Below are 22,080 nucleotides of genomic sequence, written 5' to 3'. Positions count from 1 at the left end.
ATGGGGTGGTCCGCCGGAAGTCGCCCGTCTACAGTGAGCGCGTGCCGAACGGGGCCGAGGACGGCGGCGGGAACGGGAACCGGTCACCGGTGCGCCGTCGCCGCCGGCTGCTGACCTCCTCCACCACGCGAGCCCAGAAGCTGCGCGCGCTGCGCGGCCTCGGCGTGCTCGGCGGCGTCGCCGGGGTGCTCGTCGCGCTCATGGTCCTGCCGACGGCCTGCACGGCCGGGGTCAACGCCCGCGACTCGGCGCGCTGGTTCGACAGCGTTCCCGCCGACCTGGACACCTCCGGCGTGCCGCAGCGGTCCCGGATCCTCGCCGCCGACGGCTCCACGCTCGCGACGTTCTTCTACCAGAACCGGGTGGACGTCCCGCTCGGCAGGATCGCGCCCATGGTCCGCAAGGCGGTCGTCGCGATCGAGGACAGCCGCTTCTATGAGCACGGCGCCATCGACGCGCAGGGCACGCTGCGCGCGCTCGTCAGCGACCTCGGCAACGGCGAGGTCACCCAGGGCGGCTCCGGCATCACCCAGCAGTACGTGAAGAACCTGCTGCTCACCCAGGCCGACTCGGCGGCCGAGCGCGACGCCGCCAAGGAGATCTCGGCGGCCCGGAAGATCCGCGAGCTGCGGTACGCGGTGGCGCTGGAGAAGCGCTACCCCAAGGACGAGATCCTGCGCCGCTACCTCAACATCGCCTACTACGGCGCCGGCGCCTACGGCATCGAGGCCGCGTCCCGCCGGTACTTCTCCAAGCACGCCTCCCAGCTGAACCTCGCCGAGTCGGCGCTGCTCGCCGGGGTCGTCCGGTACCCGTTCGCGTACGACCCGACGCGGCACCCGGAGGCGGCCCGCAAGCGCCGCGACACCGTCCTGCAGCGGATGGCCGACCTCGGCTACATCGACCAGGCCACCGCCGCGGCGACCGAACGGCAGCCGGTCCGGCTGCACGTCCAGGACGTCAAGAGCGGCTGCGTCACCAGCTCGGCGCCGTTCTTCTGCGACTACGTGCAGCGGGAGATCCTCGCGAACCCGGTGTTCGGCGCGACGTCCGGCGGCCGCGAGAAGCTGCTGAAGCGCGGCGGCCTCACCATCCGCACCACCCTGGACCGGCGGGCGCAGAAGGCCGCGCAGCGCGCCGTCGACGCGCACGTCCCGGCGAAGAACTCGGCGCACAAGGCGGCCGCCGAGGCGATGGTGGAGCCCGGCACCGGCCGGATCAAGGCGATGGCCGTCGACCGGAAGCTCGGCTCGGACAGGGTGCGCGGCAAGACGTGGATCAACTTCGCCGCGGACGCCGACCACGGCTCCAGCATCGGGATGCAGGCCGGGTCGACGTTCAAGGCGTTCACGCTCGCCGCCGCCCTCGACCAGGGCCTGCCGTTCGGCACGCGGCTGATGGCGCCGAAGGCGTTCACGCCGGTCGGCTACCGCGACTGCAAGGGCCGCCGGGTCGGCGACCCCGGCGCCTCGCTGCACAACGCGGGCGACGGCGAGGGCGGCAAGCCGTTCAGCATCGTCACCGGCACCCAGCACTCGGTGAACACCTTCTTCCTCGCGCTGGAGAAGAAGGTCGGGCTCTGCCCCACGGTCAGGATGGCCGAGAAGCTCGGCATGAAGCAGGCCACCGGCAAGCCGCTGCAGCAGTACCCGTCGTTCACGCTCGGCATCAACCCCGTCTCGCCCGTCCGGCTCGCCGCCGCCTACGCGGCGTTCGGAGCGCGCGGCCGGTACTGCTCGCCGATCGCGATCACGCAGATCACCAACGCGTCCGGGCACCGCCTCAAGGTGCCGAGCGCGCACTGCGAGCAGGCCATGGACAAGGAGACCGCCGACGCCGTGAACTACGTGCTGCGCGGCGTGCTCACCAAGGGGACCGCCGCCGGCCAGGGCATCGGGCGGCCCGCCGCGGGCAAGACGGGTACCGTCGACAACTTCTCCGCCGCCTGGTTCGCCGGGTACACCCCGGACCTTGCGGCGGCGGTCTGGGTCGGCGACCCGCGCGGCGGCTACCAGCACCCCATGTCGGACCTGTGCATGGACGGCCGCTGCTACGGCCCCGTCTACGGCGCGACGATCCCCGCGCCGATCTGGCAGCAGAGCATGGCCGGCGCGCTGGCCGGCACGCCCGCGTCGCCGTTCGTCCGGCCCCCGTCGCACTTCTTCAGCAAGGGGACGGGCGAGGAGAGCGCCCGGCTGCCCGACGTCCGCGGGATGAAGGTCGCGGACGCCGCCGCGAAGCTGCGCGCCGCCGGGTTCACCGTCCGGATCGGCGGCGCGGTGAAGTCCGACTATCCCAAGGGGACCGTCGCGGAGGTCTCCCCGTCGTCGGCGCGGCCCGGCGACACGATCACGCTGCGCCCGAGCAAGGGCGGCGGCGGGCCCAAACGCCGCGCCGAGGCCGGCGGCCCGCGCCACGGAATCCGCGGCTGACCTGCGCACCTGTGTGATCGTCGGGTACCGGGGTAGATCATCCGTCGGGGTGATCCCAGTACCAGTCCATCGGGGGGACGATCGTCATGCGAGCCATCGCCGTGTCCGAATACGGCGCCACGCCGGCGCCCACGCACCTGCCGCGCCCGGAGCCCGGCCCCGGCGAGATCCTCGTCAAGATGATCGCCGCCGGCCTCAACCCCGTCGACTGGAAGATCGCCGACGGGATGCTGAAGGACGCCCTCGAGGCCCGCTTCCCGCTGATCCTCGGCCAGGACGGCGCCGGCGTCGTCGAGGCCGTCGGCGAGGGCGTCACCCGGCTGCGGCACGGCGAGCAGGTCTACGGGATGTTCCGCGACGTCGAGCGCGGCATCGGCAGCTACGCCGAGTACGCGCTGGCCTCCGAAGACGGCCCCGTCACCCGGATGCCCGCCGGGATGATCTACACGCAGGCCGCCGCGGTGCCGACGGCGTGCGGCACCGCGATGGCGATGGTGGACGAGGCGGACCTCGACACCGGGCAGACCGTCCTGATCGTCGGCGCCACCGGCGGCGTCGGCCAGGCCCTCGTGCAGCTCGCCGCGCTCACCGGCGCCAAGGTGATCGCCACGGCCCGCGACGACATGACGGGCACGATCCGCCGCCTCGGCGCCGACGAGACCGTCGACCACTCGCAGGGCGACCTGAACGACCAGGTGCTCCGTCTGCACGGCGACGGCATCGACGCGATCCTCGACGTGGCCAGCGACACCCAGGGCGCCGAGCGCCTCGCGCAGCTCCTGCGGCCCGGCGGCACCTACATCAGCACGACCTGGTCGGTGAACCCCGACGCCATGGAGGCCCAGGGGCACCGCGGCGTCAACCACGTCGGCGCGCCGTCCGCCGAACTGCTCGACCGGCTCTCCGACCTCATCGACGCGGGCAAGCTGCGGGTGATGATCGAGCGCGAGGTCCCCCTGGAGGCGGCGGGCGACGCGCTCGCCGACAACCGCGCCGGAGGAGCCCGCGGCAAGACGGTGATCCGGATCTGAGGTGATCGCGGCCCGCGTCCGGGCATGCAGCACGGAACAGACCCCCGTGAGGAGACCCACATGAACGAGGACGAGAAGCGCGCCCGGATCCGCGACCTCGACGCGAACATCTCCCGGCTCCGCGCCGAGCTGCCCGGCCCGTCGGCGGACGCCACCGACTTCGTCGACGGCGGCCAGAACCTCGCCGCCCGCGAGGAGCTCGCCGGCCAGATCGAGGCCCTGGAGAACGAACGCCGCCGCCTCCGCGACGAGCTCGAGTAACCCAGGGGGGACGACCCCCTGGAACCCCGGTCACGGTGCTGGCCCAGGGGGACGACCCCCTGGAACCCCCGTCACGGTGCTGGCCCAGGGGGACGACCCCCTGGAACCCCCGTCACGACGGACGGGCTGTTTCCCGCTCCGCTGGCGCTCCGCGGGAAACAGCCCGTCCGTCGTCGGGCATGCCCGCTGCGCTCGCTGGCGCTCGCTCCGCGTGCCTGCCCGTGGCGGTGGCTGAGGCATCCTTCCCGTAAGGAACAAAGCCGGGGCTCCTCCGGTTCATGGTTGCGTCAAGCAACCTTCGAGAGGGGGCCCACGTGATCACCTACGAGGACTTCGAGCGCGCCACCCTGTTCTTCGACGCGAAGGACTACGCCGGCGCCGCCCGGCTGCTGGCCCCCGTCGTCGCCGAGGAGCCCGGCAACCGCGCTGCCGTCGAGCTGCTGGCCCGCGCGTACTTCCACAGCGCCCAGCTCGGCCGCGCCGAGGAGACGTTCCGCCGCCTCGTCGAGCTGGACCCGTGCAACGGCTGGGCCCACGAGGCCCTGGCCCGCACCCTGGAGCGCCGCAGCCGCCCCGACGAGGCCCGCACCTACCGCAACCTCGCCCGGGCGATGGGAGTCGGCTCCGCCGAGAAGGTCGACGTCTCCCTGACGGCGGCCGACCTGGCCTGATCCCGCTCGCCGGGACCCGGCTGAACAACTGACGGGAAGCAGAGCCCGCCCCCCGGGGCACGGGCCTGCCTGGCGACTGACAGGCGGTTTCGTCGCGGAGCGGGGAAAATGTCTGTCAGTCGTGACGGGGGTTCCAGGGGGTCGTCCCCCGGGGCTAGCGCGCGTTCCAGGGGGTCGCCCCCATGGGAAGACGCAGTACGAAGCGGGCGCCCTCCTCGTCGGTCTGGCGGTCGGCGAGGATGAGGGAGCCGCCGTGCGCCGCGGCGATGTCGCGGGAGATGGCGAGGCCGAGGCCGGTGCCGCCGGCGTCGCGGTGCCCGCCCTCGTTGAGCCGGGTGAACCGCTCGAAGACGCGCTCGCGGTCCTCGGGAGGGATGCCGGGCCCGTCGTCGATCACCTCGACGACGGCGGTCCCCGGCTCCTCGGTGCCGACGATCAGGGTGACCGCGGACCGGGCGTGCCGGTCGGCGTTGTCGATCAGGTTGGTGAGCAGCCGGGCCAGCTCGCTGCGTCCGGCGCTCACCGTCACGGGGGCTTCCGACAGGACGGTGACGCGGGCGCGGCGGGGGCGGCGCAGCACCTCCTGGTCGGCCAGTTCCGCCAGGTCCACGGTCTCGCGCGGGAAGTTGCGGTCGGCCTCGAGCCGGGCCAGCGCGAGCAGGTCGTCCACGACCGCGCCGACCCGGTCGGTGTTGTTGAGCAGGGCGCGCAGCGTGTTGGGGAGGTCGGTGGCGTCGGGGTCGGCGAGCGCCAGCTCCAGCTCCATCCGGAGCCCGGCGAGGGGGCTGCGCAGCTCGTGGGAGACGTCGACGACGAACGCGCGCTGCCGCGCCACCGCCTCCTCCAGCCGGTCCAGGGTGGCGTTGATGCTGTCGGCGAGCACCGCGATCTCGTCGCGCCGTTCCGGGACCGGGACGCGGCGCTGGATGTCGGTGGCGGTGATCTCGTCCAGCTCCCGGCGGATCGCCTCGACCGAGCGCAGCATCTGGCTCGCCGACAGCCACGTCCCGTACCCGGCGAGCCCGGCGGTGGCGGGGATGCCGAGGCCGAGCAGCGCCGCGAGCAGCGGCCGCGGGAACAGGCCGGGTTCGGGCGCGAGGGTGTACACGAAGTCCTGGCCGGGTCCCGGCAGGCCCACCCGGTACGTCACGACCTGGAAGCACGGGCCGCCGGGCGCGTCGACGGTGCAGCTGCGTCCGTCGCGCCGGTCGTTGCCCGGCGGGGGCCGCGGGAACGCCAGCGGCGGCCGGCCCTGCATCCGGCTGCTCGCGGCGACGATGCGGTGCTGGTCGTCGACGACCTGCGCGAGCGTGTCGTCGACCGTGTAGATGTGCGGGGCCGGCAGCGCGCCGGCGTGGATCAGCGTCGCGATGCGCCGGCCCTCGCGCGACAGGTCCCCGTCGACGTTGTGCTTCGCGTCCTGCCTGATCAGCGCGATGAAGACCACGTAGAGGACGGTGGACAGCAGGAGCGCGGCGAGCGCCGCCGTCACCGTCACCCGGAACCGGACCCGCGAGCCGTGCAGCAAGATCCGCCACACCCAGCGGGTCAGGACCGCTGCGGCACGGCGGAGCCGGACACTGATGACGACCTCCCGGGTATGTTGCCGATACCCGGTGTTTCTTGCCGGAGCAGGGCAAACGCGACCGTGGGCGGCGGGTAAAAGATCGGTCCGCCTGCGGAGGCGTCAGTCGTCCAGGCCCCAGCGTTCGCGGATCGCCCGGTCCACCACTCCGAACAGCTGGTCGATCACGATCCCGACGATCAGGATGACGATCATGTAGGAGATCATGCCGGGGGCGTCGTTCAACTCGCGGGCCTGCGACAGCAGCACGCCCAGCGAGGTGGTGCTGCCGATGATCACCAGCAGCTCGCCGGCCATCAGGCTGCGCCACGCGAACGCCCAGCCCTGCTTCAGCCCCGCGACGAACGACGGCAGCGACGCGGGCATGATCAGGTGCCGGTACAGGTTCGGCCCGCGCAGCCCCATCACCTTCCCGGCGCGCAGCAGGATCGGCGGGGTGTAGTCGACGCCCGCGATGAGCCCGTTGGCGATGGACGGCGCCGCGCCCAGCACCACCACGAACAGGATGGCGCTCTCGCTCAGCTTGAACAGCATGATCGCGAGGGGGAACCAGGCGATCGACGGCATCGTCTGCAGCCCCGTGATCAGCGAGCCGAACGCGCGGCGCAGCACCCGGAACTGCGACACCAGCGCGCCGATCACGACGCCGAAGGCGACCGAGACGGCGTACCCGATCAGCGCCCGCCGCATGGTGAGGCCGACGGCGCTCCAGAAGGAGGAGGTCGTGACGTGGTCCCAGAGCACGGGGAGCGTGTCCTTGGGCCCTGGCAGGACGTAGGACGGTTTCCAGCCGCTCCACACCACCGCCTGCCAGGCGAGCAGCGCGATCAGGACGGCCGTGATGATCGGCCAGACCGCCGACCAGGCGCGCTGCAGCGCCCGGCCGCGGGCGGCGCCGCCGAGTTCGAGGGCGTCCAGCCCGGCCAGCTCCCGGTCCAGCCGGCCGTCCGCCGCACCGGTGTCCGCGGGGACCGTGCCCTCGGCGATGGTGCCCGCCGGGGCCGTGCCCGGCTCGGGGACGCCCGGGGCCGGTGCGTCGTGCCGGCTCGTGGTGTCATGCGCCATGGCGGCCGACCTCCTCTCGCAGCCGGTCGGTGACGGCCGCGGCGAGCTCGGCGACCTCGGTGGAGTCGATCCGCCGGGGCCGCTCGAACGGGACGGGGAACTCCTGCACGACCCGGCCCGGCCGGCTGCTGAGCAGCACCACCCGGTCGCCGAGCCGCACCGCCTCCCGGACGTTGTGCGTGACGAACAGGACGGTGAGCCCGCGCTCGCGCCAGATCCGCTCGATCTCGTCGTGCAGCAGGTCGCGGGTCATCGCGTCGAGGGCGCCGAACGGCTCGTCCATCAGCAGCACGGTGCCCTGGCCGCCGTCGGAGTCGTCGACGGTCAGCGCCAAGGCCCGGGCGAGCGCGACGCGCTGGCGCATGCCGCCCGACAGCTGGTGCGGCCGCTTCTTCGCGAACCCGCCGAGATGGACCGAGTCGAGCAGCTCGGCGGCGCGGCCCCGCCGGTCCTGCCGGGGGACGCCGCGCATCTTCAGCGCCAGCTCGATGTTCGCCGTGACGTTCAGCCAGGGGAACAGCGCGGGCTCCTGGAACATCAGCGCGACCCGCGCGCCCTCGGTGTCGACGGTCCCGGCGCTGGCCTGGTCGAGCCCGGCGACCAGGTTCAGCAGCGTGCTCTTGCCGCAGCCGGACGCGCCGAGCAGGCAGACGAACTCGCCGGGCGCCGCGTCCAGCGACACCTGGTCGAGCGCGAGCAGGGAGGAGCTCCCCGAGCCGAACGCCTTGGAGACGCCACGGAGCCGGACCGCCGCGGCGGTCCGGCTCGGGGCGGCCGTGACGGCCTGTGTCATTTGTCGCTGACCTGTGCCTTCCCGCTCGCCTTGAGCACGTCGTTGAGGGGGCCGAGCTCGTAGATGCCGTTCAGGTCGGTCTTCTGCAGCAGCCCGATCTCCTCGGCGTGCTGGGCGCCCGCGGTCAGCGACGAGGCGACCGGGTCGACGGTGAAGGTGATCGACTTGAACGCGGAGTCCAGGACGTCCGGCTTGAGGGGCTTGCCGCTCAGCTTGGTGAGGGCGTCGTTGGTGACCTTCTCGGCGTCGGCCTTGTTCTGGTTGATGTAGTCGGTGGCCTCGACGACGCCCTCCAGGAGCTTCCTCACCTCGTCCGGGTGCTTCTTCTCGAACTCCTGGCTGACGATGAGGTTCGTGATGACGAACTTGCCGCCGGGCCACAGCGACGACTCGTCCAGCAGCTTGACGCCCTTGTCCTCCAGGATCAGCCGGGACGCGTAGGGCTCGGGGACCCAGGCGCCGTCGATGGTCCCCTGCTGGAAGGTCTGCAGCGTCTGCGGGTTGTCCTGCGGGATGATCTTGACGTCGCCGCTGCCGTCCTTGTTCGCGGTGAGCCCCTGCTGCTTGAGCCAGTACCGGACGGCGACGTCCTGGGTGTTGCCGAGCTGCGGGGTGGCGATCTTCTTGCCCTTGAGGTCCTGGGCGCTCTTGATCCCGGGCTTGACGATCAGGGCGACGCCGCCGGACGCCGCGCCGGAGATGATGTGCACCGCCTTGCCGTGGGACTGCGCCCAGGCGTTGATGGACGGGTTGGGGCCGACGAAGGTCGCGTCGATCGCGCCGGAGAACAGCGCCTCGACGGCCGCGGGGCCGGCGTTGAAGGTGGCGGTCTTCGGCGCCTTGCCGAGGTGCTTGGCGAAGATGCCCTTCTCGACGCCGACGAGCGCGGTGGCGTGCGTGACGTTCGGGAAGTACCCGAGCCTGAGCTGGGTGCCCGCACCGGACTTCCCGTCGCCGCCGTCGTCGCCGCAGGCGCTGAGCGTCCCCGCGCCGGCCAGGACGATCAGTGCCGCGGCGGCCGCGCGCCATCGGAGTCTGCGATGCATTGTCGGCATTCCCTACTTATCAAGTGTGTTTGACGTGCTTAGTAGACAAGGAGGGCAATGATTTCGTCAAGTCGCTTGCGCGGCACGGTCGCGTAACGGCCCCCGCCGCCGAACGGCGAGCCAGTTGGGCGGTGCAGGGGGTGCGCGGGATAGGCTCGGTGATCGCACCGATCTGTCCCGTACCACCAGGGGGTTGCCCGTGTCGTCCATCGAGGCCGTACTCGCCCGGGAGATCCTTGACTCCCGCGGTAATCCGACCGTCGAGGTCGAGGTACTGCTCGCCGACGGGACCGAGGCCCGCGCCGCCGTCCCGAGCGGCGCCTCCACCGGGCAGTTCGAGGCCGTGGAGCTGCGCGACAAGGACGAGCGGTACGGCGGCAAGGGCGTCCGCAAGGCCGTCAAGGCGGTCAACGAGACCATCGACGAGAAGCTCGTCGGCTACCCGGCCTCCGACCAGCGCCTGATCGACCAGCTGCTGAACGACCTGGACGGCACGCCGGCCAAGTCCGAGCTCGGCGCCAACGCGATCCTCGGCGTCAGCCTCGCCGTCGCCAAGGCCGCCGCCGACTCCGCCGGGCTGCCGCTGTTCCGCTACGTCGGCGGCCCGAACGCGCACCTGCTGCCCGTCCCGATGATGAACATCCTGAACGGCGGCGCGCACGCCGACAGCAACGTCGACGTCCAGGAGTTCATGATCGCGCCGATCGGCGCCGCGACGTTCGCCGAGGCGCTGCGCTGGGGCGCCGAGACCTACCACGCGCTGAAGTCGGTGCTGAAGTCCCGCGGGCTGAGCACCGGGCTCGGCGACGAGGGCGGCTTCGCGCCGGACCTGCCGAGCAACCGCGACGCGCTCGACCTGATCGTCGAGGCGATCGGCAAGGCCGGCTTCACCCCCGGCCGCGACATCGCGCTCGCCCTGGACGTCGCCGCCAGCGAGTTCCACGCCGACGGCCAGTACGCCTTCGAGGGCACCAAGCGCTCGTCCGACGACATGGCCGCCTACTACGGCGAGCTGCTCGGCAACTACCCGCTCGTCTCCATCGAGGACCCCCTCGACGAGGAGGACTGGACGGGCTGGGAGGGCCTCACCGCCGCCGTCGGCGACCGCGTCCAGATCGTCGGCGACGACCTGTTCGTCACCAACCCCGAGCGGCTCGGCCGCGGCATCGAGGCGGGCGCCGCGAACGCGCTGCTGGTGAAGGTCAACCAGATCGGCACGCTCAGCGAGACGCTCGACGCGGTGTCGCTCGCGCAGACCAGCGGCTACCGCTGCATGATGAGCCACCGGTCCGGCGAGACCGAGGACACCACGATCGCCGACCTCGCCGTCGCGACCAACTGCGGCCAGATCAAGACCGGCGCCCCGGCCCGCAGCGACCGCGTCGCCAAGTACAACCAGCTGCTGCGCATCGAGGAGCTGCTGGACGACGCGGCCCGCTACGCCGGCGCCGCCGCGTTCCCGCGCTTCGACGCGCAGGGCGCCTGACGGGCCCGTGTCCCGGGACGAGCGGGACGACCCCCGGGGAGACGACTCCCCGGGGGGCGGCGCGCGCCGCGCGAGCCCGGCGCTGACCAGCCGCGCCGCGATCCTCGCGGTGGTGATGTGCGCGATCGCGCTGAGCCTCGCCTACCCTGTGCGCGAGTACATCGCGCAGCGCAAGGAGATCTCCGATCTCCAGCGCAAGCAGGCCGCCGCGCGCAAGAGGGTGGACGAACTCGCCCAACGCAAGCGGCAGCTCGGGGACAAGTCGTACATTGAGCGTGAGGCGACACGAAGGCTGCACTACTGCCGCCCGGACGTGACGTGCTACATCGTGCTGGACGGCGGCGGGGACGACGGGCGCAAGGCCCGCAACGACGGTCCGGCGACCCGGCCGCCGTGGTATGAGACGTTGTGGCGGTCGGTGGAGACCGCCGACAGGCCGCGCTGATCCCGTTCCGCCGCCGGGCGGGACGGGCGGCCGCGACCGGCGGGTGGGGCCGGGCGCGGGCGCGCCGGAGGTGCGGCAGGCCGACACGGATCACGCGATCCGCGGGTGGGGACGAATGATCGACGAACGTTGCACAGGGGCATCCGAACCGGCGTCCGAGCGGGACGTCGCGGCGGTGGCGGCGCAGCTCGGGCGGGAGCCGCGCGGCATCCGCGGGGTCGCCTACCGCTGCCCGTGCGGGCTGCCGGCGGTGCTGGAGACGGCGCCGCGGCTCCCCGACGGCACCCCGTTCCCCACACTGTTCTACCTGACCTGCCCGAAGGCGGCGTCGGCGATCGGCACGCTGGAGGGGAGCGGCGCCATGCGGGAGATGCAGGAGCGCCTCGCCGCCGACCCGGAGCTGAAGGCCGCGTACACCGCCGCCCACGAGGACTACCTGCGCCGCCGCGCCGAGGCCGCCCGCGAGGACGGGATCGAGCCGCTCCCGGCGGGCATGCAGAGCGCCGGCGGGATGCCGGAGCGGGTGAAGTGCCTGCACGCCCTCGTCGCGCACGAGCTGGCCGTGCCGGGCGCCAACCCGTTCGGCCGCGAGGCGCTGGCGGCGCTGCCCGAGTGGTGGCGCTCCGGCCCGTGCGTGTGCACCGACCCCGCCGCCCAGGACGCCCCCGACGCCGAGGAGGCCAAGTGACGCGCGTCGCCGCCATCGACTGCGGGACCAACTCGGTCCGCCTGCTGATCGCCGACATCGCCGCCGGCCCGGACGGCGGCGCGCTCACCGACGTCGAGCGCCGCATGGAGATCGTCCGGCTGGGCGAGGGCGTCGACCGGACCGGCCGGCTGTCGCCCGCCGCGCTGGACCGGACGTTCACCGCGATGCGCGGGTACGCCGAGCTGATCGAGCGGCACGGGTCGGAGACCGGGGAGGGCCCGATCAAGACCCGGGTGGTGGCGACCAGCGCCACCCGCGACGCCGAGAACCGGGCGGACTTCGTCAGCGGCGTCGTCGACATCTTCGGTGTCGTCCCCGAGGTGATCAGCGGGGACGAGGAGGCGGAGCTGTCGTTCACCGGCGCCACCCGCGAGCTGGCCGAGCTGCGCCCGGCCCGCCCGTACCTGGTCGTCGACATCGGCGGCGGGTCCACCGAGTTCGTGCTCGGCAGCTCGTCGGTGGAGGCGGCGCGGTCGGTCGACATCGGCTGCGTCCGGATGACCGAGCGGCACCTGCGCGACGGCGACCCCCCGTCCCCGGAGCAGATCTCCAACACGGTCGCCGACATCGACGCGGCCCTCGCCGAGGTGCGCCGCACGGTGCCGGTCGACGAGGCGCGCACGCTGGTCGGCCTCGCCGGGTCCGTCACGACGGTCTCCGGCATCGCGATGGACCTGCCGGAGTACGACTCGTCCCGGATCCACCTGTCCCGGGTCACCGCCGGGCAGGTGCACGAGGTGACGCGGCGGCTGCTGCACGCGACGCGGGCCGAGCGCGCGGAGATCGGCGTCATGCACCCGGGCCGGGTGGACGTGATCGGCGCGGGCTCGCTGATCCTCGACCGGATCATGCGCGAGTACGGGTTCGGCGCGGTCGTGGTCAGCGAGCGCGACATCCTCGACGGGATCGCCTGGTCGCTGGTCTGACCCCGGCCCGCGCCCGGCCGGCTACCGGCGCCCGCGCCCGGTCAGCCCTTGAGGGACGCCAGCAGCGCGGGGATCAGCACCGCGTTCGGGTTCTGCTGCGGGACGTACAGGACCGGCGACGCGCTCGCGGCCTGCCGGATCCAGACTCGGCCGCCGTCGACGACGGCGCCGGAGATCGACGACCAGCTCAGCGACACCCGGTCGCCGCGCACGCCGCCCGGGTGGACGGTGAGGCCCTGCGCGACGTCCACCGACTCGCCCGCGCGGACGCGCCCGGCCAGCTCGCCGACCAGCCGCGGCTCCGCGCACGCCTGGCACAGCTGGATGAGCCGCCCCCAGACCGTCTCCGGCTCGATGGTCCCGCCCGCCTCGATGACGACCTCGACGCGCGGGCCGCCGTGGAACGGGTGCCGGCCGGCCTGGAAGATCCACCGGGTGCCGGGGGTCTGGCCGAATCCGGCCGGGATCTGCGCGGCCCAGTAGGCGACCCATTCGACGTGCGGCCACGCCAGGGCCGCCTCGCCGTACGCGACGCCCTGCTCGTCGGCGTGGAGGCGCCGTCCGTGCACGGTCGCGGCGACGCCCTGGACGGCGGGCGGCCCGCCCCAGGAGGGCTGCCGCCCGTGGCCGGGGTACGGCTCGGACGGCCGCCGGTGCCCCTGCTCTGACGTGCGGGCACGCGGCGGGCGGTCGGGTTCGGGGTTGAGGCGGTCGGTCCAGGCCCGGCCGTCCCACCAGCGCAGGCTGCCGGTTCCGTAGGGGTCGGGATACCAGCCCGGTTGCGACAAGGGATGCCTCCGCTCGGCAATGGCGCACGCCGGACGCCCCGCGTCCCCGACCGGCGGAACCGCATCGTACCGAGGGGCGTCGCCGGGGCGTGCGAGGATCGGGGGCATGACCGATGCGCGCGCTCCCCATGTGCCACCTGGGACGGGATGGCCCGACGACCCGGCCGCCCCGGACACCCCCGTCGCGCACGGCGCCGGCGACGTCATCGAGCTCGCCGCCGGGGCGCCGGACCTGGCGGAGCTGTGCGCGCGGCAGTCGGTGTGCCGGGCGTGCGACCGGCTGGTGGAGTGGCGGGAGAGGGTCGCGGTGGAGCGGCGGCGGGCGTTCGCCGACGAGGAGTACTGGGGGCGGCCGATCCCCGGCTGGGGCGATCCGGAGCCGCGCATCCTGATCGTGGGGCTGGCGCCCGCGGCGCACGGCGGCAACCGCACCGGCCGGATCTTCACCGGCGACCGGTCGGGCGACTGGCTGTTCGCGTCGCTGCACCGGGTGGGGCTCGCGTCGCAGGCCACGAGCGTGCACGCGGGCGACGGGCAGCGGCTGATCGGCGCGCGGATGGCCGCGACCGTGCGGTGCGCGCCGCCCGACAACAAGCCGACGCCGCTGGAGCGCACGACGTGCCTGCCGTGGCTGGCGCGCGAGGTCGAGGACGTCGCGGGGAGCGTCCGGTGCGTCGTGTGCCTCGGCGGGTTCGCGTGGCAGGGCGTGTGGCCCGCGCTGAAGCAGGCCGGATACGAGGTGCCGCGGCCGCGCCCGAAGTTCGGGCACGGCGCCGAGGTCGAGCTGGCGCCGCCGCCCTCGGCGGCCCGCCGGGATCCGGTGCTGCTGCTGGGGTGCTACCACCCGAGCCAGCAGAACACCTTCACCGGACGGGTCACCGAGGGCATGCTCGACGCCGTCTTCGTCCGCGCTCGCGACTACGGGTAGCGCGCCGCGTCCGCGCGGGGGCGGGTCACATCTTGCCGAGCACGATCGGCGTCAGCCGGATCTGGCCGTGCTGGCAGACGGGGCTCCCCACCCAGTTCACGCTGATGTGCGTGGTCTGGTTGGGCGGGATGATGTGCAGCGCCCTGGCGGTGGGCTCGCACTGGCCGGTCTCGCTCTCGCCCTCGCCCGGGACGACCCCCCAGTGCAGCTGCTCGTAGGCGGAGGCGCCGGCCGGGATCGTGATCGTGCGGGCGCTGCCCTCGCGGACGACCCTCGTCGGGAGCGCGCCGTTGGCGTTGACGAGGCCGAGCCCGGACCAGCCGCCGGTCGTGCAGGACGACCCGGAGGCGTTCTCCAGCTGGAGCGTGGCGTACCGCTGGCCGGCGCCCGCGTTCCCGTTCGAGTACACCGACGCGTTGAAGTCGGAGGTCGTGCAGTGGCGTATCCCGGTGCCGTTGGGACGGGAGCCGTTGCCGGTTCCGGTCGTGGTGGAGGTACCGCCTCCCCCGCCGGGTCCGCTATGGTGTGGTGAGCCGTTCTGCGTGGACGTACTCGCGGGCGGGCTGCTCGCGTTGGACGAGGGGCTGGCGGTGAAGCTGGCGTCGCATCCGGTGAGGGCTGCGGTCAGTGCCGCCGCGGCCACGGTTCCCCAGATGATTCGTTGCATGTTCGCACACCCCTGATACGAGTCGTCGACGGCGGGGCAGGGCCTTGGCCAAGCGGCCGCTGAAGCCGCGCCGACCGGCCCCTGTTCCGGTCGCCGTCGGCGGCGCTTGGCGCCCCCGTACGGCCCTGTCCCGGCCCGTCCTCTCTCTTGCTGGTACGTACGGTGAGATGCCGGGGTGCCCGGGGAAGTTCGCACCTTCAGACGATCTTTCCGCTGTGACGCGTTTGGCGTGATCCGGTGGCGGATGCGGGTATCGGTCCCGTTATGCCTTCCGAGCGCAAGCACATCGTGATCGTCGGCGGCGGCTACGTCGGCATGTACACGGCCCTGCGGCTGCAGAAGCGGCTGCGCGGCGAGCTGCGGCGCGGCGAGATCGCCGTCACCGTCATCGAGCCCCAGTCCTACATGACCTACCAGCCGTTCCTTCCGGAGGCGGCGGCCGGGAACCTGGAACCGCGGCACGTCGTCGCGCCGCTGCGCCGCGTCCTGCCGCGCTGCCGGATCGTCAACGGGTACGTCACGCGGATCGACCACGCCTCGCGCAGCGTGACCGTCCGCCCGGCGGGCGCACGGACCGCGGGGGTGCCGGAGCGGACGATCGGCTACGACCGGCTCGTGGTGGCGCTCGGCTCCATCTCCCGCACGCTGCCCATCCCCGGCCTCGCCGAGTGCGGGATCGGCTTCAAGACGGTCGAGGAGGCCATCTTCCTGCGCAACCACGTGCTGCACCAGCTCGACATCGCCGCCTCCAACCCCGACGACGAGGAGGTCCGCAGGCGGGCGCTGACGTTCGTGTTCGTCGGCGCCGGGTTCGCGGGGATCGAGGCGCTCGCCGAGCTGGAGGACCTGGCCCGCGACGCCTGCAGGTTCTATCCGGGCATCGAGCGGTCCGACATGCGGTGGATGATGGTCGAGGCGACCGACCGGATCCTGCCGGAGGTCGGTCCCGAGATGGGGCGGTGGACGACCGAGGCGCTGCGCCGCCGCGGCATCGAGGTCAAGCTGGAGACGCTGCTGAAGTCCGCCGAGAAGCGGCACATCGTGCTGAGCGACGGCGATGAGTTCGACGCAGGCACCCTCGTCTGGACGGCCGGGGTGAAGCCGCACCCCGTCGTCAAGGAGAGCGACCTGCCGCTGGACGACAAGAGCCGGATCAGGACGACCGACGAGCTGACCGTCGAGGGCCTCGACGGCGTGTACGCGGCCGGGGACAACGCGGCGGTGCCCGACCGGTCCGGCTTCGCCGAGTTCACCGCGCCGAACGCCCAGCACGCGGTCCGGCAGGCCAAGCGGCTCGGCGACAACATCGTGGCGGACCTGCGCGGCGAGCCCCGGAAGGTCTACGAGCACAAGTACGTCGGGTCCGTCGCGAGCCTGGGCCTGCACAAGGGCGTCGCGAACGTCTACGGGCTCAAGCTGCGCGGGCTGCCCGCGTGGTTCATGCACCGCACCTATCACCTGTCGCGGATGCCGACCGTCAACCGCAAGTTCCGCATCACCGCGGACTGGACGCTCGCGCTGTTCTTCCGGCGCGAGATCGTCTCGCTCGGCGAGCTGGAGTCGCCCCGCCAGGAGTTCGAGCTCGCGGCGGGCCGCACCGCCAAGGACGGCTGAGGGGGCGCGTTCCCCGCGGTCGCGACCCCGGGCGTCCGCTCGGCGACGCGCGCCCCGGGTGCGCTGACCTGGCCGTCTCCACGGTCACCCTCCGGATATGATGACGCCGCCCCTGTAGCCCAATGGCAGAGGCGGGCTCCCTAAAAGAGCCATTGTGTCGGTTCGAGTCCGACCAGGGGCACCGTGCGCGCACCGATCAGCCCCTCGCCGGCGGCGAGGGGCTGATCGGGTGCGGGATCTCTGCGCCAGGGTCGTGGCGTCTGCTCGGGCGCAGCGGCACGACGGCGGGGGCGTCCGTCGGCGGGATCCCACCAGGTCCGTATGAAGTTCGGCCGTATGCGGTTGTCGGCGGCTCGCGAGGCGGTCAGTAGTGACGCTCGCGGCGCGCCCGCTCGTGCTCGCGGACGAGGGCGGAGGCGTAGCCGTGGGAGAGGTTGTGCTCCTCGGCCAGCCAGGTGCTCCGTTCCTCGCAGCGGGTGAACGAGGGACCGTTCTCGATCGTCGAGAACCACTCGGGGAGGTCACGTCCTGTGACCAACGGGATGCGGGCGATCAGCTTGCTGTGCGTCTCCGGCGAGTGGTTCAGTGACAATTGGCACCTCCAGGTCGCGGGGCTCTTCCTGGCACTCTGCAACACCGGCCCGTATGTGACAACCCCCTAACGGGGACCTATCTTTTACGTTACGTAGATCATTCGTAACGGGGAGGTCCCCCGGAAAAGCGCAGGTGGCCCGTGCCGGGCGCGCAAGCGCTCCGGCACGGGCCACCGCGGGCCGGTCGTCAGGAGAGCCGCTCCAGGACCATCGCCATGCCCTGGCCGCCGCCCACGCACATGGTCTCCAGCCCGAACTGCTTGTCGTGGAACTTCAGGCTGTTCACCAGCGTGGAGGTGATCCGGGCGCCGGTCATGCCGAACGGGTGGCCGACCGCGATCGCGCCGCCGTTGACGTTCAGCTTGTCGAGGTCGATGCCGAGGTCCTCGGCGGACGGCAGCACCTGCGCGGCGAACGCCTCGTTGATCTCGACGAGGTCGATGTCGCCGATGGTCATGCCGGCCAGGGCCAGCGCCTTCTTCGACGCCTCCACCGGGCCGAGGCCCATGATCTCGGGGGACAGGCCGGTGACGCCGGTCGAGACGATCCGGGCCAGCGGCGTGAGGCCGAGCTCGGCGGCCTTGGTGTCGCTCATGATGACGACCGCGGCGGCGCCGTCGTTCAGCGGGCAGCAGTTGCCCGCGGTGACCGTCCCGTCCGGGCGGAACACCGGCTGGAGCTGCGACACCTTCTCGTAGGAGGTGCCGGGCCGGGGGCCGTCGTCCTTGGACACCACGGTGCCGTCGGGCAGGGTCACCGGGGTGATGTCCTTCTCCCAGAACCCGTTGGCGAGGGCCTTCTCCGCCAGGTTCTGCGAGCGGACGCCGAACTCGTCCTGCGCCTGCCGGCTGACGCCGCGCATCCCGGCGACGTTCTCGGCGGTCTGCCCCATCGCGATGTAGATGTCGGGGACCTGGTCGTCCTGGCGCGGGTCGTGCCACACCGGCGCGCCGCCCTCGGCGGACTTGGCGGTGCGGGCCTGCGCGTCGGCGAAGACCGGGTTCTGGGTGTCCGGCAGGCCGTCGCTGCTGCCCTTGGCGAACCGGCTGACGGTCTCGACGCCGGCCGACACGATGACGTCCGCCTCGCCGGCCTTGATCGCGTGCAGCGCCATCCGGGTCGTCTGGAGCGAGGACGAGCAGTAGCGGGTGATGGTCGCGCCGGGCACGTTGTCCCAGCCGAGCAGGACCGACACCACGCGGGCCATGTTGTAGCCCTGCTCGCCGCCGGGGAGCCCGCAGCCGAGCAGCAGGTCGTCGATCTGCGACGGGTCGAGCTGCGGGACCTTCGCCATCGCGGCGGTGATCATCTGGGCGGTGAGGTCGTCGGGCCGGATGTCCTTCAGCGACCCCTTGAAGGCGCGTCCGATGGGCGAGCGCGCGGTGGCGACGATGACTGCCTCGGGCATGTGCGGGTCTCCTGTCTCAGCGGCCGTCTCCGGACCCGGCGCGACCATCGCGGGCGGACGGTGTTACTCGCCGGTCACCAGCAATCTAGCTCCCGCGCCGCACCCGCGCGCAACCCGGCCCCTCCGGCTGTGCTGACGGTGAGTCTAATAAGTATCCGCTTACTCACCTGGGCGGGGAGTCCCGGCCCGACCGGCCGCGTCAGGCGATGTCCGGAGCGACGGCCGTGGACGGCGGCGTGGTGTCGGCGGCCGGCGCGGAGCGGCGGCGCAGCAGCCGCGCCCACCGCCCCCGGGGACCCCGGTCGCGGCCCGCCACGGACGCGCCCGACACCTCCGTGCCGGAGATCTCCGCCGCCTCGGCCGCCGCCAGGTACACCGGCAGCACGGCCTCGCCGAGCCGCGGATCCGGCAGCGCGCCGAGATCGGGCTCCACGCCGAGCGCGTGCGCCATCGACGGCAGCACGGCCGCCGCGGCGGCGGCATAGCCCCGCGCGGACGGGTGGTAGCGGTCCTCGCTGAACATCGAGATCGGGTCCGCGGCGAACTCGTGGCCCAGCAGGTCGCCGAGCGACACCGAGCGCGCGCCCCGCTCCACCGCCGCGATCGTCTGCGCCGCGGCCAGCTGCCGGCTCGCCCGCCGCGCGATCCACTTCAGCGGCTGCATCAGCGGCTTGATCGTGCCGAGGTCGGGGCACGTGCCGACCACCACCTGGCAGCCCGCCGCGCGCAACCGCACCACCGCGTCCGCCAGGTACCGCACCGACGTGCCCGGCGGCACGCGTCCCGTCACGTCGTTCGCGCCGATCATGATGACGGCGATGTCCGGCCGGACCTGCAGCGCCCGGTCGGTCTGGTCCTCCAGCTCGGCCGACCGGGCGCCCGAGCGCGCCACGTTCGTCATCCGGACGGGCCGCTCGGCGATCGCCGCCAGCCCCGCGGCCAGCATGGCCCCCGGCGTCTCGTCGGCGTCGTGCACGCCGAGCCCCGCCGCGGTCGAGTCGCCCAGCATCACCAGCGACAGCGGCGGGCCGGAGAGCGCCTCGCCGTACAGGCCGTCCGCCGCCGGCGGATCCCCGTTCGGCGTCGCCTGGATGATCTTGCGGGCGAGCTTGGCCTCCGCGACGAGCAGCCCGAACGTGATGCCGCCGAGGGCCGTGATGCCCCCGCCGCCGTAGGCCGCGGCCGCCGCGATCCGGCGCGCTGTGAACGCTCTCAGCATGTCCGTTGACCCTCCGTGATCGAGTTGTACCCTCGCGGGGGCCGTTCGATGCCCGCGGGGCCGATCTCGGCTACCGTCGGTGCTGGGGCATCCCCCTGTGGTGCGTCCGGTTCCCCTGCGTCACACGCTGCTGGAACGGGCGCCCGACCCGTGGAATTCCGACACACTGAACGACAAGGACGTCGCGGTGCACGTACACGACTCGCTCGTCGAGCTGATGGGCAACACCCCTCTCGTTCGGCTGCGCAAGGTGACCGGCGGCTCGCCGAACGAGCGCGGCCCGCAGGTGCTGGCCAAGGTGGAGTACTTCAACCCCGGCGGCTCGGTGAAGGACCGCATCGCGGTCCGGATGATCGACGCCGCGGAGAAGTCCGGCGCGCTGCGGCCGGGCGGGACGATCGTCGAGCCGACCTCCGGCAACACCGGCGTCGGGCTGGCCATCGTCGCCCAGGAGCGCGGCTACAAGTGCGTCTTCGTCTGCCCGGACAAGGTCGCCAAGGACAAGGTGGACGTGCTGCGCGCGTACGGCGCGGAGGTCGTGGTCTGCCCGACGGCCGTCTCGCCGGAGCACCCCGACTCCTACTACTCGGTCTCCGACCGGCTCGCCGCCGAGATCCCCGGCGCGTGGAAGCCGAACCAGTACACCAACCCGCAGAACCCGGTGTCGCACTACGAGACGACGGGTCCGGAGCTGTGGGAGCAGACCGAGGGCCGCATCACCCACTTCGTCGCGGGCATCGGCACGGGCGGCACCATCAGCGGCACCGGCAGGTACCTCAAGGAGGTCTCCGGCGGGCGGGTCAAGATCATCGGCGCCGACCCGGAGGGCTCGGTGTACTCGGGCGGCTCGGGCCGCCCCTACCTGACCGAGGGCGTCGGCGAGGACATCTGGCCGGAGACCTACGACCGCGACATCTGCGACGACGTCATCGCGGTCTCCGACAAGGACTCCTTCCTCATGACCCGCCGGCTGGCCCGCGAGGAGGCCCTCCTCGTCGGCGGCTCCTGCGGGATGGCGGTCGTCGCGGCGCTCCGCGTCGCCGCCGAGGCCGACCCGGACGCGGTCATCGTGGTCCTGCTCCCCGACGGCGGCCGCGGCTACCTCAGCAAGATCTTCAACGACAGCTGGATGGAGGACTACGGGTTCCTGCCCTCCTCCACCGAAGAGGCCCGCGTGAACGAGGTGCTGACCCGCAAGGGCGGGGCGCTGCCGGAGTTCGTGCACGTCCACCCGCACGAGAGCGTGCAGACCGCCATCTCGATCATGCGCGAGTACGAGGTGTCGCAGCTGCCGGTGATGAAGGAGGAGCCGCCGGTGATGGCGGCCGAGGTGATCGGCTCGGTCGTGGAGAGCGAACTGCTCGACGTCCTGGTCAAGGAGCGCTCTGGCCTGCTGGACCCGGTCGAGGCGCACATGTCCGCACCGCTGCCGACGATCGGCTCCGGCGAGCCGGTGAGCAAGGCCGTCGGCGTCCTGGAGAAGTCCGGCGCCGCCGTCGTCCTCGTGGACGGCAAGCCCAAGGGCCTCATCACCCGCCAGGACCTCCTCGCCTTCCTGGCCGATTCGAACAACTGACGTCCGCGAACCGGGCTCCGGCGCTCCGGTGAGACATGCGTCACATCGGGCGTACCGATGTCACGGGACGCCCGGCCGATCCGCTCTCAGGTCCGCCAGCTTCGCGATGCCCGCAAGCCGCGGGCGGAGGAGACGATCGCCATGCCCAGTCCGATGTCTCGCGCCGTGACCGTCGCCGCCGCGGCGGCGGCCGTCCTGGGCGGCACCACCGCCGCCCGGGCGTCCGTGGAACCCGCCGCCGCCTGGACCGTGTCCGCGGGAGGCGCCACCGAGGTGCACGGCACCGGCGGCACCGCCGTCCTGACCAACGACCGGACCGGTGCCAGGATCACCTGCTCGACCGGCCTGACCTTCGCGAGCCGCGTCACCACGGGCCGCACCGCCGGCCAGCGGTTCGGCCTGCTCGACGACTACTACATCGACTGCACCGACGCGAACGGCCTGGCGCTGAGGTTCGGCGACGCCTACCGGGCGCTGCAGAACGCCGACTTCCTGTACGGCACCGGCTACGACGCTTCCGCGGGCCGCGTGACGGGCTTCCTCGACATCGACACGAGCGCCCCGCAGATCCCCGCCCTCGTCGCGCAGACCCTGTCGTCGAACACGTGCCTGCTGGTTTTGCAGCCGCCCGGGGTCGCCTCGGCCCCGAACCACTACCGGGTGCCGATGACGTACACGAATTCCAGCCGCACGCTGACCCTCGGCGCCCCGCTGTCGCTCGTCGCCCCGACCAGTTGCCCCGGCGTGCAGACCACCGACACCTACACCTACTCGGGCACGGTCGTGATCGGCGAGCCGCTGACGATCACGCCCGCGGCGTCCTGACGGCGGGGACCG

General features: G+C 72.8%; 21 protein-coding genes and 1 tRNA gene. 13 read left to right on the top strand and 9 right to left on the bottom strand.

Annotation, left to right across the window (positions count from 1 at the left end; genetic code table 11):
• Positions 1-41 precede the first annotated feature (41 nt).
• The 4 genes from J4557_RS04415 to J4557_RS04400 all read left to right on the top strand — a co-directional run bounded on the left by J4557_RS04415 (position 42) and on the right by J4557_RS04400 (position 4,395).
• The gene (locus tag J4557_RS04415) at positions 42-2,432 is read left to right on the top strand and encodes a transglycosylase domain-containing protein (RefSeq protein WP_208265024.1); all 2,391 of its coding nucleotides are present in this window, start codon (positions 42-44) and stop codon (positions 2,430-2,432) included.
• 86 nt (positions 2,433-2,518) lie between these two features.
• Positions 2,519-3,463 (top strand): NADP-dependent oxidoreductase, encoded by a 945-nt coding sequence (locus J4557_RS04410; RefSeq protein WP_208265023.1) that lies wholly within the window; start codon positions 2,519-2,521, stop codon positions 3,461-3,463.
• 60 nt (positions 3,464-3,523) lie between these two features.
• Complete coding sequence (locus J4557_RS04405) at positions 3,524-3,724, top strand: hypothetical protein (protein ID WP_208265022.1); 201 nt, start codon at positions 3,524-3,526, stop codon at positions 3,722-3,724.
• A 314-nt stretch (positions 3,725-4,038) separates the two neighbouring features.
• Entirely contained in the window at positions 4,039-4,395 is a 357-nt protein-coding gene (locus J4557_RS04400) for a tetratricopeptide repeat protein (protein ID WP_372442441.1), read from the top strand.
• Positions 4,396-4,549: 154 nt separating this feature from the next.
• Here J4557_RS04400 and J4557_RS04395 read toward each other — a convergent pair whose 3' ends face one another.
• The 4 genes from J4557_RS04395 to J4557_RS04380 form a co-directional block, all read right to left on the bottom strand.
• Positions 4,550-5,923 (bottom strand): sensor histidine kinase, encoded by a 1,374-nt coding sequence (locus tag J4557_RS04395; protein ID WP_243775217.1) that lies wholly within the window; start codon positions 5,921-5,923, stop codon positions 4,550-4,552.
• Between the two features lie 159 nt (positions 5,924-6,082).
• A complete protein-coding gene (locus tag J4557_RS04390) occupies positions 6,083-7,045 on the bottom strand; it encodes an ABC transporter permease (protein WP_208265019.1) in 963 nt (320 codons plus the stop codon).
• Positions 7,035-7,838 carry an ABC transporter ATP-binding protein gene (locus J4557_RS04385; RefSeq protein WP_208265018.1) on the bottom strand — a complete coding sequence of 268 codons (804 nt, stop codon included), beginning with the start codon at positions 7,836-7,838 and terminating at the stop codon, positions 7,035-7,037. The genes J4557_RS04390 and J4557_RS04385 overlap by 11 nt, the downstream gene beginning before the upstream one ends.
• Positions 7,835-8,884 carry an ABC transporter substrate-binding protein gene (locus J4557_RS04380; protein ID WP_208265017.1) on the bottom strand — a complete coding sequence of 350 codons (1,050 nt, stop codon included), beginning with the start codon at positions 8,882-8,884 and terminating at the stop codon, positions 7,835-7,837. The genes J4557_RS04385 and J4557_RS04380 overlap by 4 nt, the downstream gene beginning before the upstream one ends.
• 199 nt (positions 8,885-9,083) lie before the next feature.
• Here J4557_RS04380 and eno point away from each other — a divergent pair, with 199 nt between their 5' ends.
• The 4 genes from eno (at position 9,084) to J4557_RS04360 (ending at position 12,450) form a co-directional block, all read left to right on the top strand.
• Positions 9,084-10,370: a phosphopyruvate hydratase gene (gene eno / locus J4557_RS04375; protein WP_208265016.1), complete on the top strand. Its 1,287-nt coding sequence runs from the start codon at positions 9,084-9,086 to the stop codon at positions 10,368-10,370.
• Between the two features lie 7 nt (positions 10,371-10,377).
• A complete protein-coding gene (locus tag J4557_RS04370; protein ID WP_307799381.1) occupies positions 10,378-10,815 on the top strand; it encodes an FtsB family cell division protein in 438 nt (145 codons plus the stop codon).
• A 115-nt stretch (positions 10,816-10,930) separates the two neighbouring features.
• Positions 10,931-11,503: a DUF501 domain-containing protein gene (locus J4557_RS04365; protein ID WP_208265015.1), complete on the top strand. Its 573-nt coding sequence runs from the start codon at positions 10,931-10,933 to the stop codon at positions 11,501-11,503.
• Positions 11,500-12,450, top strand: coding sequence for a Ppx/GppA phosphatase family protein (locus J4557_RS04360; RefSeq protein ID WP_208265014.1), 951 nt, complete (start codon positions 11,500-11,502; stop codon positions 12,448-12,450). Before J4557_RS04365 ends, J4557_RS04360 begins: the two co-directional genes overlap by 4 nt.
• Before the next feature lie 41 nt (positions 12,451-12,491).
• Here the strand turns inward: J4557_RS04360 and J4557_RS04355 are convergent, their stop codons facing one another.
• Entirely contained in the window at positions 12,492-13,238 is a 747-nt protein-coding gene (locus J4557_RS04355) for a DUF2510 domain-containing protein (protein WP_208265013.1), read from the bottom strand.
• A 106-nt stretch (positions 13,239-13,344) separates the two neighbouring features.
• Here J4557_RS04355 and J4557_RS04350 point away from each other — a divergent pair, with 106 nt between their 5' ends.
• On the top strand, positions 13,345-14,166 hold the full coding sequence (locus J4557_RS04350) for a uracil-DNA glycosylase (protein ID WP_208265012.1): 822 nt from the start codon (positions 13,345-13,347) through the stop codon (positions 14,164-14,166).
• 25 nt (positions 14,167-14,191) lie between these two features.
• Here J4557_RS04350 and J4557_RS04345 read toward each other — a convergent pair whose 3' ends face one another.
• On the bottom strand, positions 14,192-14,833 hold the full coding sequence (locus J4557_RS04345; protein WP_208265011.1) for a DUF4232 domain-containing protein: 642 nt from the start codon (positions 14,831-14,833) through the stop codon (positions 14,192-14,194).
• A 264-nt stretch (positions 14,834-15,097) separates the two neighbouring features.
• Between J4557_RS04345 and J4557_RS04340 the strand changes: the two genes are divergently transcribed.
• Positions 15,098-16,447 carry an NAD(P)/FAD-dependent oxidoreductase gene (locus J4557_RS04340; RefSeq protein ID WP_208265010.1) on the top strand — a complete coding sequence of 450 codons (1,350 nt, stop codon included), beginning with the start codon at positions 15,098-15,100 and terminating at the stop codon, positions 16,445-16,447.
• Positions 16,448-16,555: 108 nt separating this feature from the next.
• Positions 16,556-16,628, top strand: a tRNA-Leu gene (locus tag J4557_RS04335).
• A gap of 183 nt (positions 16,629-16,811) precedes the next feature.
• Here the strand turns inward: J4557_RS04335 and J4557_RS04330 are convergent.
• From J4557_RS04330 to J4557_RS04320, 3 genes are all read right to left on the bottom strand, one after another.
• Complete coding sequence (locus J4557_RS04330) at positions 16,812-17,039, bottom strand: DUF4287 domain-containing protein (protein ID WP_208265009.1); 228 nt, start codon at positions 17,037-17,039, stop codon at positions 16,812-16,814.
• Between the two features lie 188 nt (positions 17,040-17,227).
• The gene (locus J4557_RS04325; RefSeq protein WP_208265008.1) at positions 17,228-18,448 is read right to left on the bottom strand and encodes an acetyl-CoA C-acetyltransferase; all 1,221 of its coding nucleotides are present in this window, start codon (positions 18,446-18,448) and stop codon (positions 17,228-17,230) included.
• A 199-nt stretch (positions 18,449-18,647) separates the two neighbouring features.
• Positions 18,648-19,667 carry an SGNH/GDSL hydrolase family protein gene (locus tag J4557_RS04320; protein ID WP_208265007.1) on the bottom strand — a complete coding sequence of 340 codons (1,020 nt, stop codon included), beginning with the start codon at positions 19,665-19,667 and terminating at the stop codon, positions 18,648-18,650.
• Between the two features lie 187 nt (positions 19,668-19,854).
• Between J4557_RS04320 and J4557_RS04315 the strand changes: the two genes are divergently transcribed.
• Positions 19,855-21,243 (top strand): cystathionine beta-synthase, encoded by a 1,389-nt coding sequence (locus J4557_RS04315; RefSeq protein WP_208265065.1) that lies wholly within the window; start codon positions 19,855-19,857, stop codon positions 21,241-21,243.
• 141 nt (positions 21,244-21,384) lie between these two features.
• Positions 21,385-22,068 (top strand): hypothetical protein, encoded by a 684-nt coding sequence (locus tag J4557_RS04310; protein WP_208265006.1) that lies wholly within the window; start codon positions 21,385-21,387, stop codon positions 22,066-22,068.
• The last annotated feature ends 12 nt before the right edge of the window (positions 22,069-22,080 follow it).

The organism is Actinomadura nitritigenes, assembly GCF_017573545.1.
Classification (GTDB): Bacteria; Actinomycetota; Actinomycetes; order Streptosporangiales; family Streptosporangiaceae; genus Spirillospora; species Spirillospora nitritigenes.
The sequence above is the reverse complement of the archived record's forward strand: the minus strand, read 5'-3'. Positions and strand labels throughout refer to the sequence as shown.

Excerpts from the sequence above, each read along its gene's own strand:
- J4557_RS04410 (WP_208265023.1), top strand. The coding sequence starts at position 2,519 with ATGCGAGCCATCGCCGTGTCCGAATACGGCGCCACGCCGGCGCCCACG.
- J4557_RS04385 (WP_208265018.1), bottom strand. The coding sequence starts at position 7,838 with ATGACACAGGCCGTCACGGCCGCCCCGAGCCGGACCGCCGCGGCGGTC.
- J4557_RS04350 (WP_208265012.1), top strand. The coding sequence starts at position 13,345 with ATGACCGATGCGCGCGCTCCCCATGTGCCACCTGGGACGGGATGGCCC.
- J4557_RS04380 (WP_208265017.1), bottom strand. The coding sequence starts at position 8,884 with ATGCATCGCAGACTCCGATGGCGCGCGGCCGCCGCGGCACTGATCGTC.
- J4557_RS04365 (WP_208265015.1), top strand. The coding sequence starts at position 10,931 with ATGATCGACGAACGTTGCACAGGGGCATCCGAACCGGCGTCCGAGCGG.
- J4557_RS04405 (WP_208265022.1), top strand. The coding sequence starts at position 3,524 with ATGAACGAGGACGAGAAGCGCGCCCGGATCCGCGACCTCGACGCGAAC.
- J4557_RS04320 (WP_208265007.1), bottom strand. The coding sequence starts at position 19,667 with ATGCTGAGAGCGTTCACAGCGCGCCGGATCGCGGCGGCCGCGGCCTAC.
- J4557_RS04340 (WP_208265010.1), top strand. The coding sequence starts at position 15,098 with ATGCCTTCCGAGCGCAAGCACATCGTGATCGTCGGCGGCGGCTACGTC.
- J4557_RS04325 (WP_208265008.1), bottom strand. The coding sequence starts at position 18,448 with ATGCCCGAGGCAGTCATCGTCGCCACCGCGCGCTCGCCCATCGGACGC.
- J4557_RS04345 (WP_208265011.1), bottom strand. The coding sequence starts at position 14,833 with ATGCAACGAATCATCTGGGGAACCGTGGCCGCGGCGGCACTGACCGCA.
- J4557_RS04310 (WP_208265006.1), top strand. The coding sequence starts at position 21,385 with ATGCCCAGTCCGATGTCTCGCGCCGTGACCGTCGCCGCCGCGGCGGCG.
- J4557_RS04390 (WP_208265019.1), bottom strand. The coding sequence starts at position 7,045 with ATGGCGCATGACACCACGAGCCGGCACGACGCACCGGCCCCGGGCGTC.